This is a genomic window from Amycolatopsis circi (assembly GCF_003385235.1).
GTDB classification, from domain to species: domain Bacteria; phylum Actinomycetota; class Actinomycetes; order Mycobacteriales; family Pseudonocardiaceae; genus Amycolatopsis; species Amycolatopsis circi.
On the sequence record NZ_PQIA01000068.1, the window covers coordinates 1 to 14,585 of the forward strand.

A 14,585-nucleotide genomic window follows, 5' to 3' on the forward strand; every position below is an offset into this window, starting at 1 on the left:
TCAGCCTCGTTCTCGTGGCCTCGGAGAGGCGTATAACAGACAGCCGCTGCTCCCACCGATCGAGGCACCCAGCCCCTCCCCCGCACCCCGATACGAAGCCTCCCTGCGGTTCGGGGGTGCTTGTCAAGGCATCTTTCCCGCCTTGACAAGCACCCCCGAACCGTCAGCACAATCAACCTTCGGGGTGCCCCACGCAACCCAGGCAGCAATGTCGCCGCCAGGCGACGAGCCGCCCCCGCACAGCACCCTCACAGCAACCACACATCACCCCCACACCCAAAAACCGCACGCTCGAAGCATGACTCTCCGCGCAAGATTCGCCGCCGCCCACCCGCGCCGGCAATCCCTGCGCACAAAACTCACCGTCTCAGTAGTAATCCTCCTCTCCCTCGTCTGCCTGACCATCGGCGTAATCAGCGAATTCGCCCTACGCGCCTTCCTCCTGACCCAAACCGACACCCAACTCTCCGCAGCCACCGCCCGCGCCCTGGACTTCGCCACCCACCCAGGCCCTCCCGGCGCCAACGAACGCAACCCCCTAGACGCCCCAGGCCAAGGCGCAGGCACCGTCACCGCCCACTTCGACTCCGACGGCACAGACGGCACCGGCGGCTGGCTCTCCCCGCACGGCCAGCGCATAACCCTCACCTCCGACGAACTGGCGGCACTGCAAGACCCCCCGGCAAGCGGCCGCCCCTACACCCGCACCCTCGGCAACCTCGGCGACTACCGCCTAACCGCCATCCCCATCCCCGACGGCATAGTCATCACCGGCGTCCCCCTGGCACCAATGCAACAGACGCTGCTGACAGTCGGCCTGATCCTCTTCGGCGTAGCCGCCGCCGGAGTAACCGGCGCAGCCTTCCTAGGTGCCTTCGCAGTCCGCCGAACCCTCCGCCCGCTGGAACGCGTCGCGGAAACCGCATCACGGGTCTCCGAACTCCCCCTGGACCGAGGCGACGTCGACCTGTCCGTCCGAGTCCCCGCCCAGGACACCGATCCCCGCACCGAAGTCGGCCAGGTCGGCGCGGCGCTGAACCACATGCTCGGCCACATCTCCTCCGCGCTGGAAGCCCGGCACGCCAGCGAACTACGCGTCCGCCGATTCGTCGCGGACGCCAGCCACGAACTGCGCACCCCGCTCGCCGCCATCCGCGGCTACGCCGAACTCGCTGGCCGCTCGGACAGCTATGCCCCACCGGACGTCGCGCATTCAATGACCCGAATCGAGTCCGAAGCCGACCGGATGACGGCCCTCGTCGAAGACCTCCTCCTGCTCGCCCGCCTGGACGCGGGCCGCCCGCTCGACGTCGCCGAAGTCGATCTGACCCGCTTGGTCGCGGACGCCGTCGGCGACGCGCACGTAGCCGGTCCCCACCACGTCTGGCAGCTCGCATTGCCGGACGAACCAATCCTCGTACTGGGCGATGTCCAACGCCTGCACCAGGTTTTGGCGAACCTGCTCGCGAACGCGCGCGTCCACACTCCGCCCGGCAGCACCGTCGTCACCGCCCTCACCCGGTCCGCAGACGGCAGCGCCGTGGTGACCGTGACCGACGACGGCCCGGGCATCCCGCCCGAACTGCAGCCAGCGGTGTTCGAACGCTTCGCCCGCGGCGATTCGTCGCGATCGCGGGCGGCTGGTTCGACCGGACTGGGCCTGGCGATCGCCGCTGCGGTGCTGACCGCCCACCACGGCGCCATCGCGATGCGCAGCCGCCCCGGTCAAACCTCCTTCGCCGTGCGGTTGCCGATCGCGGTCCCGGCGCAGCGCACGCCGCTCGCGCCTGACCCCAGGTCCCACAGCGGGCACACAGGGTAAGCACACCCCGGCCCCAGGTCACGCCGCGAGGCTGGCCGCATGACCGCAGTCGCGACCCCTTCAGCCGTTCCCGCCGCGCCGGTACAGCGCGCCGAGCCGAGGTGGGTGCGTCCGGCCCTCGTGCTGCTGCTCCTCGCCACGGCCGCGCTGTATCTGTGGGATCTCGGCGCGTCCGGCTGGGCGAACGCGTTCTACTCCGCCGCCGCGCAAGCCGGATCGCAGAGCTGGAAGGCGCTGTTCTTCGGGTCTACTGACGCGGCCAACGGCATCACCGTGGACAAGACGCCCGCCGCGCTCTGGGTGATCAGCCTGTCCGCGCGGCTGTTCGGGGTGAACGCGTGGAGCGTCTTGGTGCCGCAAGCGTTGATGGGTGTCGGATCCACGTGGTTGCTGTACGCGACTGTGCGGCGCACTTCAGGCGCGGCAGCAGGATTGCTCGCTGGCGCGGTGCTTACGCTCACTCCGGCTGCGGCATTGATCTTCCGCTTCAACAACCCCGACGCGTTGCTTGTCCTGCTGCTGATCGCTGCTGCCTATTGCACGGTGCGCGCGATCGAAAAGGCCAGCCCTTGGTGGCTCGTTTTCGCCGGCGTGGCAGTCGGATTCGGCTTTCTCGCCAAGATGCTGCAAGCGTTTCTCGTCCTGCCTGCCTTCGCACTCGCCTACCTTGTCGCCGCGCCGATCGCCCTCGGCAAACGTTTCCTGCACCTGCTCGCCGGTCTCGCCGCCGTTGTGGTGGCAGCAGGCTGGTATCTCGCCGTCGTGGCGTTGTGGCCAGCCGCCGACCGGCCGTACATCGGTGGTTCGCAGAACAACAGCTTGCTCGAACTCACCTTGGGGTACAACGGTTTCGGCCGCATCACCGGCGATGAGACCGGCAGTGTCGGCGGAAGTCCGGGCGGCGGTTGGGGCAGCACCGGACTGTTTCGGTTGTTCGGCAGCGAGATGGCGGGCGGCATCGCCTGGTTGCTGCCCGCGGCGGTGCTAGGACTCGCCGCTGGCCTGTGGTTCACCCGCTACGCACCGCGCACCGACCGCAGCCGGGCTTCGTTGCTGCTCTGGGGCGGCTGGCTGCTCGTGACCGCCGCGGTGTTCAGCTTCATGGGCGGGATCATCCACCCGTACTACACCGTCGCCCTCGCCCCGGCGATCGCCGCGCTCGTCGGGATCGCGGCCGTCCAGTTGTGGCGGATCCGCGGCAATCCGGCCGCCGTCGGGCTTTTGAGCGGCGGTGTCGCGCTGACGACGGTGACGGCTTATCTGCTGCTGGACGGTTCTTGGCAGCCGTGGCTTGCCCCAACTGTGCTCGTCCTCGGGCTTTTGGCCGCTATCGCACTGTTTTTCGTCCAGCACTTCGGACGGGTCGCCGCGGTACTGGGTCTCGTCGTGCTGCTGACCGGAACCGGCGCGTACAGCCTCGCCACCGCATCCACTCCGCACACCGGCGCGATTCCGTCCGCCGGGCCGAATACGCGGCAGATGTTCGGCGGCGGCGGATTGCTCGGCACCACGATGCCCGGCGCGAACCTGACGGCCTTGCTGCAGAAGTCCGGCGATCACCGGTGGGCCGCGGCGACCGTCGGATCCAACAACGCCGCCGGATACCAGCTAGGCAGCGGCGAACCGGTGCTCGCGGTGGGCGGATTCAACGGCACCGACCCGTATCCGACGCTCGCGCAGTTCGAGCAGTACGTCCGGGAAGGACAGGTCCGCTACTTCCTCGGCGACGGCCTGACCATGCGCGGCTCCGGCAGCGGAAGCGACGCGGCCGCCCGGATCGTCCAGTGGGTGGCCGAGAACTACCGAATGACCACAGTGGACGGTGTCAGCGTGTATGACCTGACTGCCTGATTCCGTGCCGTGCGGCCAAGATCACCCGAGCGGGCGAAGGTCGCACAGCGCAGGCACAGGAACACCACAACGTGGCCAAAGCCCGGCAGACGACGGTGATCCCATGAACGCCACCGCCCCCTCCCGCAGCGGCGCCCCGCGGCCCGGGACGACTCCGGTCGGCCTCGGCGGCCCGCATCCCGTGCTCGACGTCGTCATCCCGGTCTACAACGAGGAATCCGACCTCGAACCGTGCATCCGCAGACTGCGGGCGCATCTCGCCGAACGCGCCGGCTACCCGTACCGGATCACCGTCGCGGACAACGCGAGCACCGACAAAACCCTTGCCGTCGCCGAACGGCTGGCCCGCGAGTTCCCCGAGGTCGAGGTGCACCACCTGGACGAGAAGGGCCGCGGGCGCGCGCTGCAGGCGGTCTGGTCCGCGTCGGACGCCGCCGTGCTGGCCTACATGGACGTGGACCTGTCCACCGACCTGGCCGCGCTGGACCCGCTCGTCGCGCCGCTGTTGTCCGGACATTCGGACGTCGCGATCGGCAGCAGGCTCGCCCGTGGCGCCCGGGTGGTGCGCGGACCGAAGCGCGAGTTCATCTCCCGCTGCTACAACCTGATCCTCCGCGGCACTCTCGCCGCGAGATTCTCCGACGCGCAGTGCGGGTTCAAGGCGATCCGAGCCGACGTCGCCCGCGCGCTGCTCCCCCATGTGCGCGACACCGGCTGGTTTTTCGATACCGAACTCCTCGTGCTCGCCCAGCGCGCCGGGCTGCGGATCCACGAGGTGCCGGTCGACTGGGTCGACGACCCTGACTCGTCGGTCGACCTCATCGCGACCGCCGCCGCAGACCTCAAAGGCATCGCCAGGGTCACCCGCGCGACCTTCACCGGCGAGATTCCCGTCCACCGGCTGCGCGAACAACTCGGCCGCGAACCGATCGGCGTGGAGGCCCCCGGAGTGTCCCCGAGCCTGGTCAAACAACTCGTGCGGTTCGCCGCGGTCGGCGTCGCCAGCACTGTCGCGTATCTGCTGCTTTTCCTGCTGCTGCGGACAATGGTCGGCGCGCAGGCAGCCAACTTCACCGCGCTGCTCGTCACCGCTATCGCGAACACCGCGGTGAACCGGCGGGTGACGTTCGGCGTCCGCGGCCGGACCGGCGCCGGACGGCATCAGTTCGAAGGGCTGATCGTGTTCGGCCTCGGGCTGGCGCTGACCAGCGGTTCGCTCGCCCTGCTCAACCACACCACCCATCCCGGGCTCGTGCTGGAGACGACCGTGCTCGTGCTGGCGAACCTCGCCGCCACGGTGCTCCGTTTCCTGCTGCTGCGGGGCTGGGTCTTCAATCCGCGCCGTGCCGCTGCCGAGGAGTCGTCTTGACCACTGTCCTGTCCGCCCGGCCTGCCGCCTCGGACGCGCCGGATCGCGCGACGCCTCGCTGGATCCGTCCGTCGGTGTTCGGTCTCCTGGTGCTCACCGCTGTCCTGTACTTCTGGGATCTGACCGCTTCCGGATTCGGCAACTCGTTCTACGCCGCGGCCGTGCAATCGGGCACGCAGAGCATGAAGGCGTGGCTGTTCGGTTCGCTGGACGCCGGGAACGTGATCACTGTCGACAAACCGCCTGCCGCGTTGTGGGTAGGGACGGCATTCGCGCGAGTGTTCGGCTTCTCCAGCTTCACCGTGCTGGCCCCGCAGGCGCTCATGGGGGTCGGCTCGGTCGGGTTGCTTTACCTGACTGTGCGCCGGGTTTCCGGGCCATTGCCGGGTTTGCTGGCCGGTGCGATGCTCGCGCTGACGCCGGTCGCCGCGTTGATGTTCCGCTTCAACAATCCGGACGCCTTGCTCACGCTATTGCTGATCGCCGGTGCGTACTGCACGGTGCGGGCGCTTGAGAAGGCCAGCCCTGGGTGGCTCGTTTTCGCCGGCGTGGCAATCGGATTCGGCTTCTTGACGAAGATGATGCAGGCGTTCCTCGTGCTGCCCGCGTTCGCGCTGGCGTACCTGATCGCCGCGCCGACCGGGCTCGGGAAACGGTTGCTGCACTTGGTTTACGCCGGGGTCGCGGTGGTCGTGTCGGCTGGCTGGTTCGTGGCGCTGGTGGAGATGTGGCCTTCAGCTTCGCGGCCCTACATCGGCGGGTCGACCGGGAACAGCCTGCTGGAGCTGGCGCTCGCGTACAACGGGCTCGGGCGGATCTTCGGCGGGCAGGGCAACGGCGGCGGGATGGGCAGCAGTCTCGGCGGCGGCGGGAACACCGCGTTCGGCGGCAGTTCCGGCCTCGGGCGGATGTTCGGCGCGAGCTTCGGCACCGAGGTCTCGTGGTTGCTGCCCGCCGCGTTGCTCGGCCTGGTGGCCGGGTTGTGGTTCACCCGGCAGGCGGCGCGGACCGACCGGACCCGGGCGTCGCTGGTGGTCTGGGGCGGGTGGCTGCTCGTGACCGGGCTGGTGTTCAGCTTCATGAGCGGCACCGTGCATCCGTATTACGCGGTGCAGCTCGCGCCCGCGATCGCCGCGCTGGTCGCTATTTCCGGACACGCGCTGTGGCGCGGTCGAGCACACACCGCGCCGAGGATGGTGCTGGGCGGGATGATCGCGGCGACCGCGGTGTGGGACTTCATCCTGCTCGACCGCACGCCGGATTGGTTCCCTTTGCTGCGCTGGATAATCGTGGTGCTGGGGTTGCTGGTGAGCACCATTGTGGTGGTCGGGGCGCCTCGGGCGCGGACCGTCTTGATCGGCTTGGCGGCGGCGATCGTCCTGACGCTCGGAGTCGGCACCGCGGGATACGCGGTGGAGACGGTTTCCTTGCCGCACAGCGGTTCTATCCCGACTTCGGGACCGCGTACCAGCGGCATGGGCGGTTTCGGCGGCGGCATAGAAGAGACCAGCGGCTCCGTCGGTCAGCTGCTGGGCGGCACGACGACGAAGTGGGCCGCGGCGACGACCGGATCGCAGTCGGCGGCGAGCCTGGAGCTGGCGAGCGGGAAGTCGGTGATCGGCATCGGCGGCTGGGACGGCAGTGATCCGGCCCCGACGCTGGAGCAGTTCAAGCAGTACGTCGCGGCGGGCGAAGTGGCGTACTACGTGGACGGCGGCCGGGGCGGCGGTTCGAACGACATCTCCGAGTGGGTGGCCGCGAACTTCGCCCCGACCACGGTCGGTGGCGAAACTGTCTACCAGCTCACCCGGTGAGAGCGCGGATCCTCAGCCTCCTCCCAGGAACGAGGCGCATTCTGGAAAGCACGGAGAGTCATCCGCAGGGAACGCCCGGGAGGTCACGATGGCCGGATATCCACGCTGGCACACCGCGAGCGAGCAGGGACCGCGCGAGCGCAATGCCGACGCGGTGAGCGCCTACGCGGCCGCTGGGGCGCCCGGAATCACCTTCGCGCTCGCCGACGGCGTCGGGGACGACCCCGGTGCCGGGCGAGCCGCACAGGTCGCCGCCGCGGCCGCCGCGCGCACCCCGGTTGAGTCGGGCCCGGTCAAGGCGATTTTGGCCGCACAGCAAGCAGTTCACCGGCTGGGCGGCACCGGAGACGCGGTGTTGGTCGTGGCGATGCCCTTCGCGGGCGGGTACCGAATCGCGTGGGTCGGCGACGTGCGGGCGTACGCCTGGGACGGGTCGATGATCCACAAGCTGACGCAGGATCACACGCTGGCGGAGTACTTCCGGTCGCGGCACCAGCCGTACTCGCCGCGGATGGAACACCTGGTGACCACGAGCGTGCGCACGACGAAGCCGGAGGAGATCGGCACGACGGAAACGTCGAGCGGAGGCCTCCTGCTGACCAGCGACGGCGTGCACAAGGTCCTGACGCCCGCCACGATCGACGAAATCTTGGCCGACCCCGCCCGTGGGGCGTCCGCTCTGGTCGCGACCGCCATCGCCTTAGGCGGCCGCGACAACGCGACGGCTCTGTTCGTGGAACCGGCGGATGTGGCGACGTTGGTGACGGAAAGGTTTCCCGCTGCCGCCTGAGCGAGGTCAGGCGTGATCGCGTTTGAGGTTCCGGTACTCGCGAAAGACGAGCACGATGATCACCGCGTCGATCGCGGCGAAGAACGGCAGCGCGATGGAGTGCGTTTCGAAGGCACGATAGATCTCGTACACGACGAACGCGGCGAGCACGACCATCGCGACCGGGTAGGCGCGCACCCATTTGCGCGCGAGCGCCCACACGAGGCCGAGTTTGAGCAACCCGTGCGCCAGCAGGTACGCGACAGCGAACGTCTTGGTCCCGCCGCCGGCAAAGTGCTCGGCGGCGGTTTCCAGATGCCGCGCGAGCGTGCCGGAGGGGTCCCCGAGCAGGTCGCGGGTGATGACCGCGTTCACAAACCCGGTGACGGCCGTCGCGGGGATGAACGCCAGGATCAGCGCCCCGATCAGCTGAAGGGCCCCGTCGAGGCCCTTCAGCGTGATCGCGATCCGGAACAGCCGCTCGGTGGAACGGGTGGAGGTCTCCTCGCTCATCGGTACAGGAAACCGGAAAATCCCGCGGGGTGCTGGGTTGATAGCCGGGTTTCCGACAGGTGATCCGGTTTGCGTGCCCTGCGGCCCGGTTGCGGACCGGCGATCCGGCTCGCGCGCCGCGCGGCTCGGATTCCGGCCCCGTGCCCTGGTTCAGGCGTCCTCTGGCGCTGCCCCGTGCTCCGGTTTGCGTGCCCGGCAGCTCGGGTATCGGCCGAGTGATCTGCTGTGCAGACCGTGAGGCTCGGCTCGCTCAGACCTTCACCGGCAACCTACACGACCTGCCCCCAGCCGAACCCGCTCCGCCCCGCGACAAGCTCGACAGCCCGGTTTCGCTCTCGCCGCCGGGCTTTCCCTTCACTCGCGGAGCATCGCGGCACCACCCTTGCTCTGGCATTCCGCGCACCGCTCGTACCGTTTCGTGTGATTGTGCGGGTCCTGCCCGAACACCGGAAAACACGCCGCCCCGCACAGTCCGAGGTACACCGGCCCGCAGCGAAGCGGGCGGCGTCCGACTTGATGCGCCAGCCGGACCGCGTTCTCCGCCGCGCCTGCCTGCGGAAGCCAGCCGTGCGCGGGCAGGCTCGCCAGGACTGTCTCGTTGAGGTGATCGGCCCGCCGGATCAACGCCCGGCCGAGGTCGAGGAGCCGCTCGCCGAGGTCCCGCACCGCGTCCGGTCGCGGGGATCGTTCGTCGAGCGCTCGGGTCAGGAACGCGAGGTCGAGTGCCAGGGTGGCTTGCAGGTCGCGAATCCAGGTGACCAGTTCGGGGCCGGTGAGCCCGACCGCTGAACCGCGCTGCTCCGGAAGCCTGCTCCAGCGCCCGGTCATGCGCCGTTCCCCGCGAGTGCCGTGTCGCCCGGACACCAGCCTCCCACCGCATCGAACACCCACGTGGGTACCGAGCTGAGTGCCGCCACCGCAGCCGCCAACCCTCGCGCCGGTGCCAGCGTCCCTCTCGACGCCAGTTCCGCACGCGTCGCCGGGGCCGACTTCGGCGTTGCCGCCGGTGGTATCGATGCCAATTCCGATGTCAGTCCCAGCACCAGCCTCAATGTCAGCGTCCAGCGATCTGCAGCAACTCCATCGCTCGCCGAATCCGGCCCCGCCGCGATCCGCGCCTGCAAGACGGCCACCGCACTGCTCACGCCAGGCACCGTTCTTCGCTCGAGCGGGCCTGTCCCTCCTGGCGGAGCCATTCCTCCGCGCAGTCGGAGCACGTCGGATCGAACCAATGGCCGCCGAGTTGCGGCACGTCATGGCGGGCGACCGTGACTTCGGCTCCGCACAGCGCGGTGAACGTTTCCCCAGGTCTCGGCGCGAACGGCGCGTCCATCGCGTGCCGTTTTCCTTCCGCCTGCTGCCATCTGAACACCGGACTCCTCCCCTTGTGGTGCTTGGAGTCCCATTTGAGATGTCGCCCACGCGTAACGCAAGCCCCCGGCCCGGGTGATCATCGGAGCGGGGGTTTCCCTTGAGCCACAAGCACTCTCCGCACGCGTCGGGGACGAGACGCGGGTTACCGCCGAGTTAGATGTCACCAGCTGGTGACACCCCGGAGGGCGGACGCCGCCGCGGTTGTTACGGCACCCGTGCTGCCTCAGCGATGCGAGGCGCGGCAGCAGTCACGGGTGCCGCGAGGGGGGAAGGCGGCGGGCGTCCGCGGGCATCACCTCGCTTTCGGGAGTGCGGTCGCGGCTATGACTGCTGTCGCCAAGCGCATACGCAACCCCCGCGCGAGGGTTATCACACGACAGTGGTCCAAATAATCAGCACGCTGGGCGGGTCAGGCCAAGGCCGCGCGGCTGGCAGCTGGCCGGAAGCACGTCACAGCAGTCCGACTGGTTACGCACCGCGAGTCAAAACTCCCCAGCAGCTCAATGCCCGGCCGGATCACGCCACGGTCGTGCGGCTCACCAGCACGTCGAGACCCGGGCCAGCCAGATCGTTCGCAGCGGCGCGACGGCCAGCCAGAGTGAGCAGCAACGCCTCCGCCGGGCCGCGGACTTCGAGGCCGTTCCCGGACGTCCAGTCCAGGTCGGTCGCGATCGCGCGCAGGCCCCGCAACCGGCGCGACGCCCCGAGCGGCGGCGAGCGCAGCGACAGATCCAGCGCCCTGCGCAATCGCGCGGCCGGGATCGTTCGCGGCAGTCCTAGCGGGCGGCGGATGTCCTGTTGGTGGATCAGGCCGTCGAGGAAGCCGATCATCCCGCCGAACTTGCCGAGAATCCGGCCCGGCTGCGGGTTCCGGCGCATGACGCCGATCAGGTCCTCCGGCGCGCGCACCCGGTACTCGGCGATACCGGTCTCGTTGCACCGGCGCAGCGACAGCCCCGCGCGGACGAACCGCTGCGCCAGCTGGCGTCCGCCGAGTTCGTCGTAGCTCACGACATGAGCGATGACCGAGCGCACGTTCCAGCCGACACACAGCGTCGGCTCATCCCAGTGCTCCGGGGCCAGCGTCTCGAGGAAGTCCGCGAAGTCGGCGCGCTCCTCGCGAGCCAGCGTCCGTACGTCCATGCCCTCCCCTGTCCCCGGCAGATACTCACTGTAGCAGCGGTCCTCTCGCGTTCGCCGGGTCGATCAGAACAAGGAACCCCAAAGTGCCTCTCTGCGCATCTTCACCTGATCGGGTTAGATATGCGCGCATTGATAACGCCCGGAATAGCCCGGCAGATCGTGAATACCCGTTCCGGAAACACCGCATCGGACGGCCTCTGCGAAGAATTTTCCGCCCCGGGTTAGCGCGATCGGCGGCGGGCATGCAAAGATGGCGTTGCCGCAGGCAGGAGGGGTTAAGAGGGTGGAATATTCCATTCCCCGGACGCCCGCCGCGGCCGCCGGAACCAGTTCCCCTCGGGGGCGGGCTGGGAACTGTGTTCCGGCACTTTTCCGGCGGACGAGAAAGGATCCACAATGACCGGTCCTGGCGCGGAAAATGCAGGACAGGCACACCGTCGGACAGAAAAATCGGACACCGGCGACGACAGACCGTATGCCGTCGCCGTGAGTCAACGCCCCGGCCGGGTGACCGTGACGTTTCACGAACCGGGCATGCCGCAACCCGCGCCGGCGGTGCCGTCGCCGCGGCCGAGCACGCGCCCGGCTTACCCGTCGTGGAAGACCGCGCGGACGTCGGCCGAACTGGCCGCGCGGCAGCCGGACGGCGGGACTCGGCCGTGGCAGCTGATCGCGCTGCTGCTGGTCCTGCTCGTCGGCGCGACCGCGATCGTCTTCGCGACCGCCGGAGTCCTGGCCGGGCTCGCCACCGCGGGCGGTGCAGCCCTCGTACCTGTCACCGGCGCGGTGCTGCGCAGACGGCACACCGCCAGCCGGGACGCCTGACCACCCTCGAAGCGGACGCCGGCGGCGGCACAAGGCCGCCCGCGTTCTGCGCTCCCGGTGCCCGGCCGGGCAGGGCCGGGCACCGGGAGACGAGGGTTGCTGTCGCGGGACTGTTTCCGAAGTTGGGTGAGGGCTGCTCAGCGCTCGGCCAGTGACGGGCGACGGTGGTCGGAGGCAAAGGCAATGCGGAGTTCGCTGCCGAATCGACATGACGCGGCCTCGGCTGGATTCGGTGTATTCGCTCGATTCGCTCCGCCTATCCGCACAGCGCAACCCGCCGCCTCGACCTGCCCAGTCCGCGGCCGCTTGGCGGTCGCCTGGATCGCTCGGCTCAACCCCCTGCTCGGCCGTCCACCGGGCTCCGCCACCCCCAGTCGGCGCGACTCGACCCGCTGGCCCGGCTTCTGCTCACTGGCTCGGCTCGGAGAGCGTCGTCCCGACACCCAGATCCGCAACGCAGCGCCGAAGCCCTCGGCACCGGGGTCCGCCCTGCACCCACCGCACCAGAAGCCCGCATCGCAAGCGACGCAACCGAAACAGCACCCGACAGCCGAGCTGATCAACCGCTCAACAGGCGATTGTCAACCACAGACACCCTGCCCCACGCCGCACCCTGAAAGACCACGAAAAAAGCAACCCTCATCCCCAGCAACAACGATATCCGCACAATCAATTCCTCATTGCACGTGCGAAAGCACCCCCCAATGCACGAGAAGTGTCCATTCAGGTGAAATCCCCGACGCACAGCGCGATTGATCCACCGGCCCACTACCCTCAGGAATATTCCGAACACATTCCGTTCAGCACGGAATATTCCATTCACCGATCGCACACAAGAAAACGAGGGGTTGCAGTGGACACCTTCGACCCGCACGAGCACGCGCGTCAGCACCCGGCCCAGGCGCACCGTCTTCCGGCAGCCGGTCCGGGCGCTCGCTTCCCTGACCACGCCTGGCGGAAACCCGCTGCCTGCGGGCCGAATTCCGGCAACTGCGTCGAGGTCAACCTGGCCGGGGACGGGCTCGTCGGCGTGCGGGACAGCAAGATCGACAGCTCCCCCGTCCTGGTCTTCGACCGGGGCGAGTGGGCCGACTTCGTGGCCGCCGTGCGGCGCGGGGAATTCGACGGCTGACCAGGCACGACCGCGAAAGCATCCGGCCGGAACCGCCGTCCGGCGGAGAGAACCTTGCGAAAAGGCGCCGACCCGGAGTTTTGCCCGCCGGGTCGGCGCATTATCATCGGAGGTTCTCACATCGGCCCCTGGACGAAATGACGGAGCCCCTGGTGACCTCCCCGATCCGGCAACCGCCGCCCTCCCTGCGCACCCAGCGTTCCCGGCTGGGCTCCCGGATCCTCAGGTGGCGCACCGCGCGCGGGCTGACCCAGGTCGACCTCGCCGACGGGATCGGCTGCAAACAGCCCAAGATCCAGAAAATCGAATCCGGCAAGGCGGGCACCCGGCCCGACGACCTCGAGCGGATCATCGAGGTGCTGGACATCCCGCCCGCCGACGCCGCTCGGCTGCGGGAACTCAACCAGGCCAACGATCCTTCCGCGCGCCGTGCCGAGCGGAGGATGATCACGCCGCAGTGGTTCCGCGAGGTCCTGGAGCGCGAACAAGCCGCGGCGGAAATCCTCAGCTGGACCGGGAACCGCATTCCGGGGCTGCTCCAATCGGAGTATTACATGCTCGCGCAGTTCCAGGCCAGCCGCCAGGAGCGGGTCACCGACCGGGTCGGCGAACGCAAGGCGCGGCAACGGCTTTTCGACGCCTGCCCGAGTCCGCGGACGATCTTCATGCTCGAGTACAGCTGCATCGAGAAACTCGTCTACGGCACCAAGGCCAGCATCGCGACCGATCAGCTCGAGCACATGATCCGGATCGTCGAAACGCATCCCTTCGCCGAGGTCCGGATCCTCCCGCGCGACGCGGCCGCCTACCCGGACGAGGATTTCACGATCCTCCGCTTCGGCCAGCCCGACCTCGCCGATTTCGCTTACCAGGAAACCAAGGTCAAGCTGATCACCGTGGGGCAGGGCCAGGACGAGTTCGCCTCCTACGAGGAGTCGTGGGAGGCGCAGCTCGCCGCCACGCTGTCGCGCGAGGAGTCCTTGCAGTACCTCAAGGAATGGGCGAGCCGCTGCGCGCCGCCCTCCCGCTGACCGAAGTCCCGAAGTCCCGAACGAAAGGAACAGCCACCGGTGGCCGACGAACCCTTCCCGCCTCCCGGGGTCGATCTCGACCACCCGAGCGTCGCGCGGGTGTACGACTACTATCTCGGCGGCACCACGAACTGGACGATCGACCGGGACTTCGCCGACGAGGTGATCCGCGAGTTCCCGCTGATCCGCCCGATCGCGAAGGCCAACCGGTTGTTCCTGCACCGGCTCGTGCGGCATCTGGTGAAAAAGGGCGTGCGCCAGTTCGTCGACATCGGCTCCGGCGTGCCGACGATGGGCCACGCGCACCAGGTCGCCGACGAACTCGCGCCGGGCGAGACCCGCGTCTGCTACGTCGACTACGAACCGGTCGCCGTGGCGCATTCGGAGACCCTGCTGCGCGAGTCGGGCGACCTCGGCCGGCACGCGGTGATCCACGCCGACATGCGCGATCCGCAACGGCTGTGGGAACAGATCTCCGCGACCGGCGTGATCGACGTCGAGAAGCCGCTCGCGTTGCTGCTGATCGCGGTGCTGCACGTCCAGCAGCCGCCCGCCGAGGACAGCGGCGGCACCGAAGACCTCGGCCCGTCGCTCGTCGCGCAGTACCGCGATCTCCTTGCCCCTGGTTCGTTTCTCGCCATCTCGCACATCACCGACCAGGGCGTTCCCTCCGACGTGGACGCCGGCCTGGTCGAGCTGAAGCAGCTCTACGACCGGTCGAGCAGCCCGGTGATCTGGCGGTCGCGCGAGGAGATCCAGGCGCTGTTCGGGTCGTTCGAGATGCTCGAACCCGGACTCACCTGGACGCCGTCGTGGCATCCGGAGGAGTCCGGCGAGGGCGCGCCGCAGGTCGAGTTCCCGACCCCGGCGCATTCGGTGATTCTCGCCGGAGCGGCGCGGAAGCCGTAAATCGCTCGCTTCGGGCAGGCGCCGCTGCGACCA

The 14,585-nt window shown here is 68.9% G+C and carries 13 protein-coding genes; 9 read left to right on the forward strand and 4 right to left on the reverse strand.

What is annotated here, in order from left to right; translation table 11 throughout:
- Positions 1-298 precede the first annotated feature (298 nt).
- The 5 genes from D0D37_RS26070 (at position 299) to D0D37_RS26090 (ending at position 7,646) form a co-directional block, all read left to right on the forward strand.
- Entirely contained in the window at positions 299-1,822 is a 1,524-nt protein-coding gene (locus D0D37_RS26070) for a sensor histidine kinase (protein ID WP_116203235.1), read from the forward strand.
- A 39-nt stretch (positions 1,823-1,861) separates the two neighbouring features.
- The gene (locus tag D0D37_RS26075; protein WP_116203236.1) at positions 1,862-3,673 is read left to right on the forward strand and encodes a glycosyltransferase family 39 protein; all 1,812 of its coding nucleotides are present in this window, start codon (positions 1,862-1,864) and stop codon (positions 3,671-3,673) included.
- A gap of 103 nt (positions 3,674-3,776) precedes the next feature.
- Positions 3,777-5,042 carry a bifunctional glycosyltransferase family 2/GtrA family protein gene (locus D0D37_RS26080; RefSeq protein ID WP_116203237.1) on the forward strand — a complete coding sequence of 422 codons (1,266 nt, stop codon included), beginning with the start codon at positions 3,777-3,779 and terminating at the stop codon, positions 5,040-5,042.
- Positions 5,039-6,856, forward strand: a complete 1,818-nt coding sequence (locus tag D0D37_RS26085) for an ArnT family glycosyltransferase (protein ID WP_116203238.1) — start codon at positions 5,039-5,041, stop codon at positions 6,854-6,856. Before D0D37_RS26080 ends, D0D37_RS26085 begins: the two co-directional genes overlap by 4 nt.
- Before the next feature lie 88 nt (positions 6,857-6,944).
- Positions 6,945-7,646: a PP2C family protein-serine/threonine phosphatase gene (locus D0D37_RS26090; protein ID WP_116203239.1), complete on the forward strand. Its 702-nt coding sequence runs from the start codon at positions 6,945-6,947 to the stop codon at positions 7,644-7,646.
- Between the two features lie 6 nt (positions 7,647-7,652).
- Here D0D37_RS26090 and D0D37_RS26095 read toward each other — a convergent pair whose 3' ends face one another.
- From D0D37_RS26095 to D0D37_RS26110, 4 genes are all read right to left on the reverse strand, one after another.
- The gene (locus D0D37_RS26095) at positions 7,653-8,138 is read right to left on the reverse strand and encodes a DUF2127 domain-containing protein (RefSeq protein WP_116203240.1); all 486 of its coding nucleotides are present in this window, start codon (positions 8,136-8,138) and stop codon (positions 7,653-7,655) included.
- A gap of 354 nt (positions 8,139-8,492) precedes the next feature.
- On the reverse strand, positions 8,493-8,966 hold the full coding sequence (locus D0D37_RS26100) for a hypothetical protein (RefSeq protein ID WP_116203241.1): 474 nt from the start codon (positions 8,964-8,966) through the stop codon (positions 8,493-8,495).
- A 313-nt stretch (positions 8,967-9,279) separates the two neighbouring features.
- Positions 9,280-9,510: an HC3 family zinc finger protein gene (locus tag D0D37_RS26105; protein ID WP_116203242.1), complete on the reverse strand. Its 231-nt coding sequence runs from the start codon at positions 9,508-9,510 to the stop codon at positions 9,280-9,282.
- A 518-nt stretch (positions 9,511-10,028) separates the two neighbouring features.
- Positions 10,029-10,655: a maleylpyruvate isomerase family mycothiol-dependent enzyme gene (locus D0D37_RS26110; protein ID WP_116203243.1), complete on the reverse strand. Its 627-nt coding sequence runs from the start codon at positions 10,653-10,655 to the stop codon at positions 10,029-10,031.
- Positions 10,656-11,141: 486 nt separating this feature from the next.
- Between D0D37_RS26110 and D0D37_RS26115 the strand changes: the two genes are divergently transcribed.
- The 4 genes from D0D37_RS26115 to D0D37_RS26130 all read left to right on the forward strand — a co-directional run bounded on the left by D0D37_RS26115 (position 11,142) and on the right by D0D37_RS26130 (position 14,552).
- Positions 11,142-11,480: a hypothetical protein gene (locus D0D37_RS26115; protein WP_162834474.1), complete on the forward strand. Its 339-nt coding sequence runs from the start codon at positions 11,142-11,144 to the stop codon at positions 11,478-11,480.
- 853 nt (positions 11,481-12,333) lie between these two features.
- Entirely contained in the window at positions 12,334-12,612 is a 279-nt protein-coding gene (locus D0D37_RS26120) for a DUF397 domain-containing protein (RefSeq protein WP_162834475.1), read from the forward strand.
- A gap of 152 nt (positions 12,613-12,764) precedes the next feature.
- Positions 12,765-13,643, forward strand: a complete 879-nt coding sequence (locus tag D0D37_RS26125; RefSeq protein WP_244223680.1) for a helix-turn-helix domain-containing protein — start codon at positions 12,765-12,767, stop codon at positions 13,641-13,643.
- Between the two features lie 39 nt (positions 13,644-13,682).
- Entirely contained in the window at positions 13,683-14,552 is an 870-nt protein-coding gene (locus D0D37_RS26130; protein ID WP_116203247.1) for an SAM-dependent methyltransferase, read from the forward strand.
- Positions 14,553-14,585 lie beyond the last annotated feature (33 nt).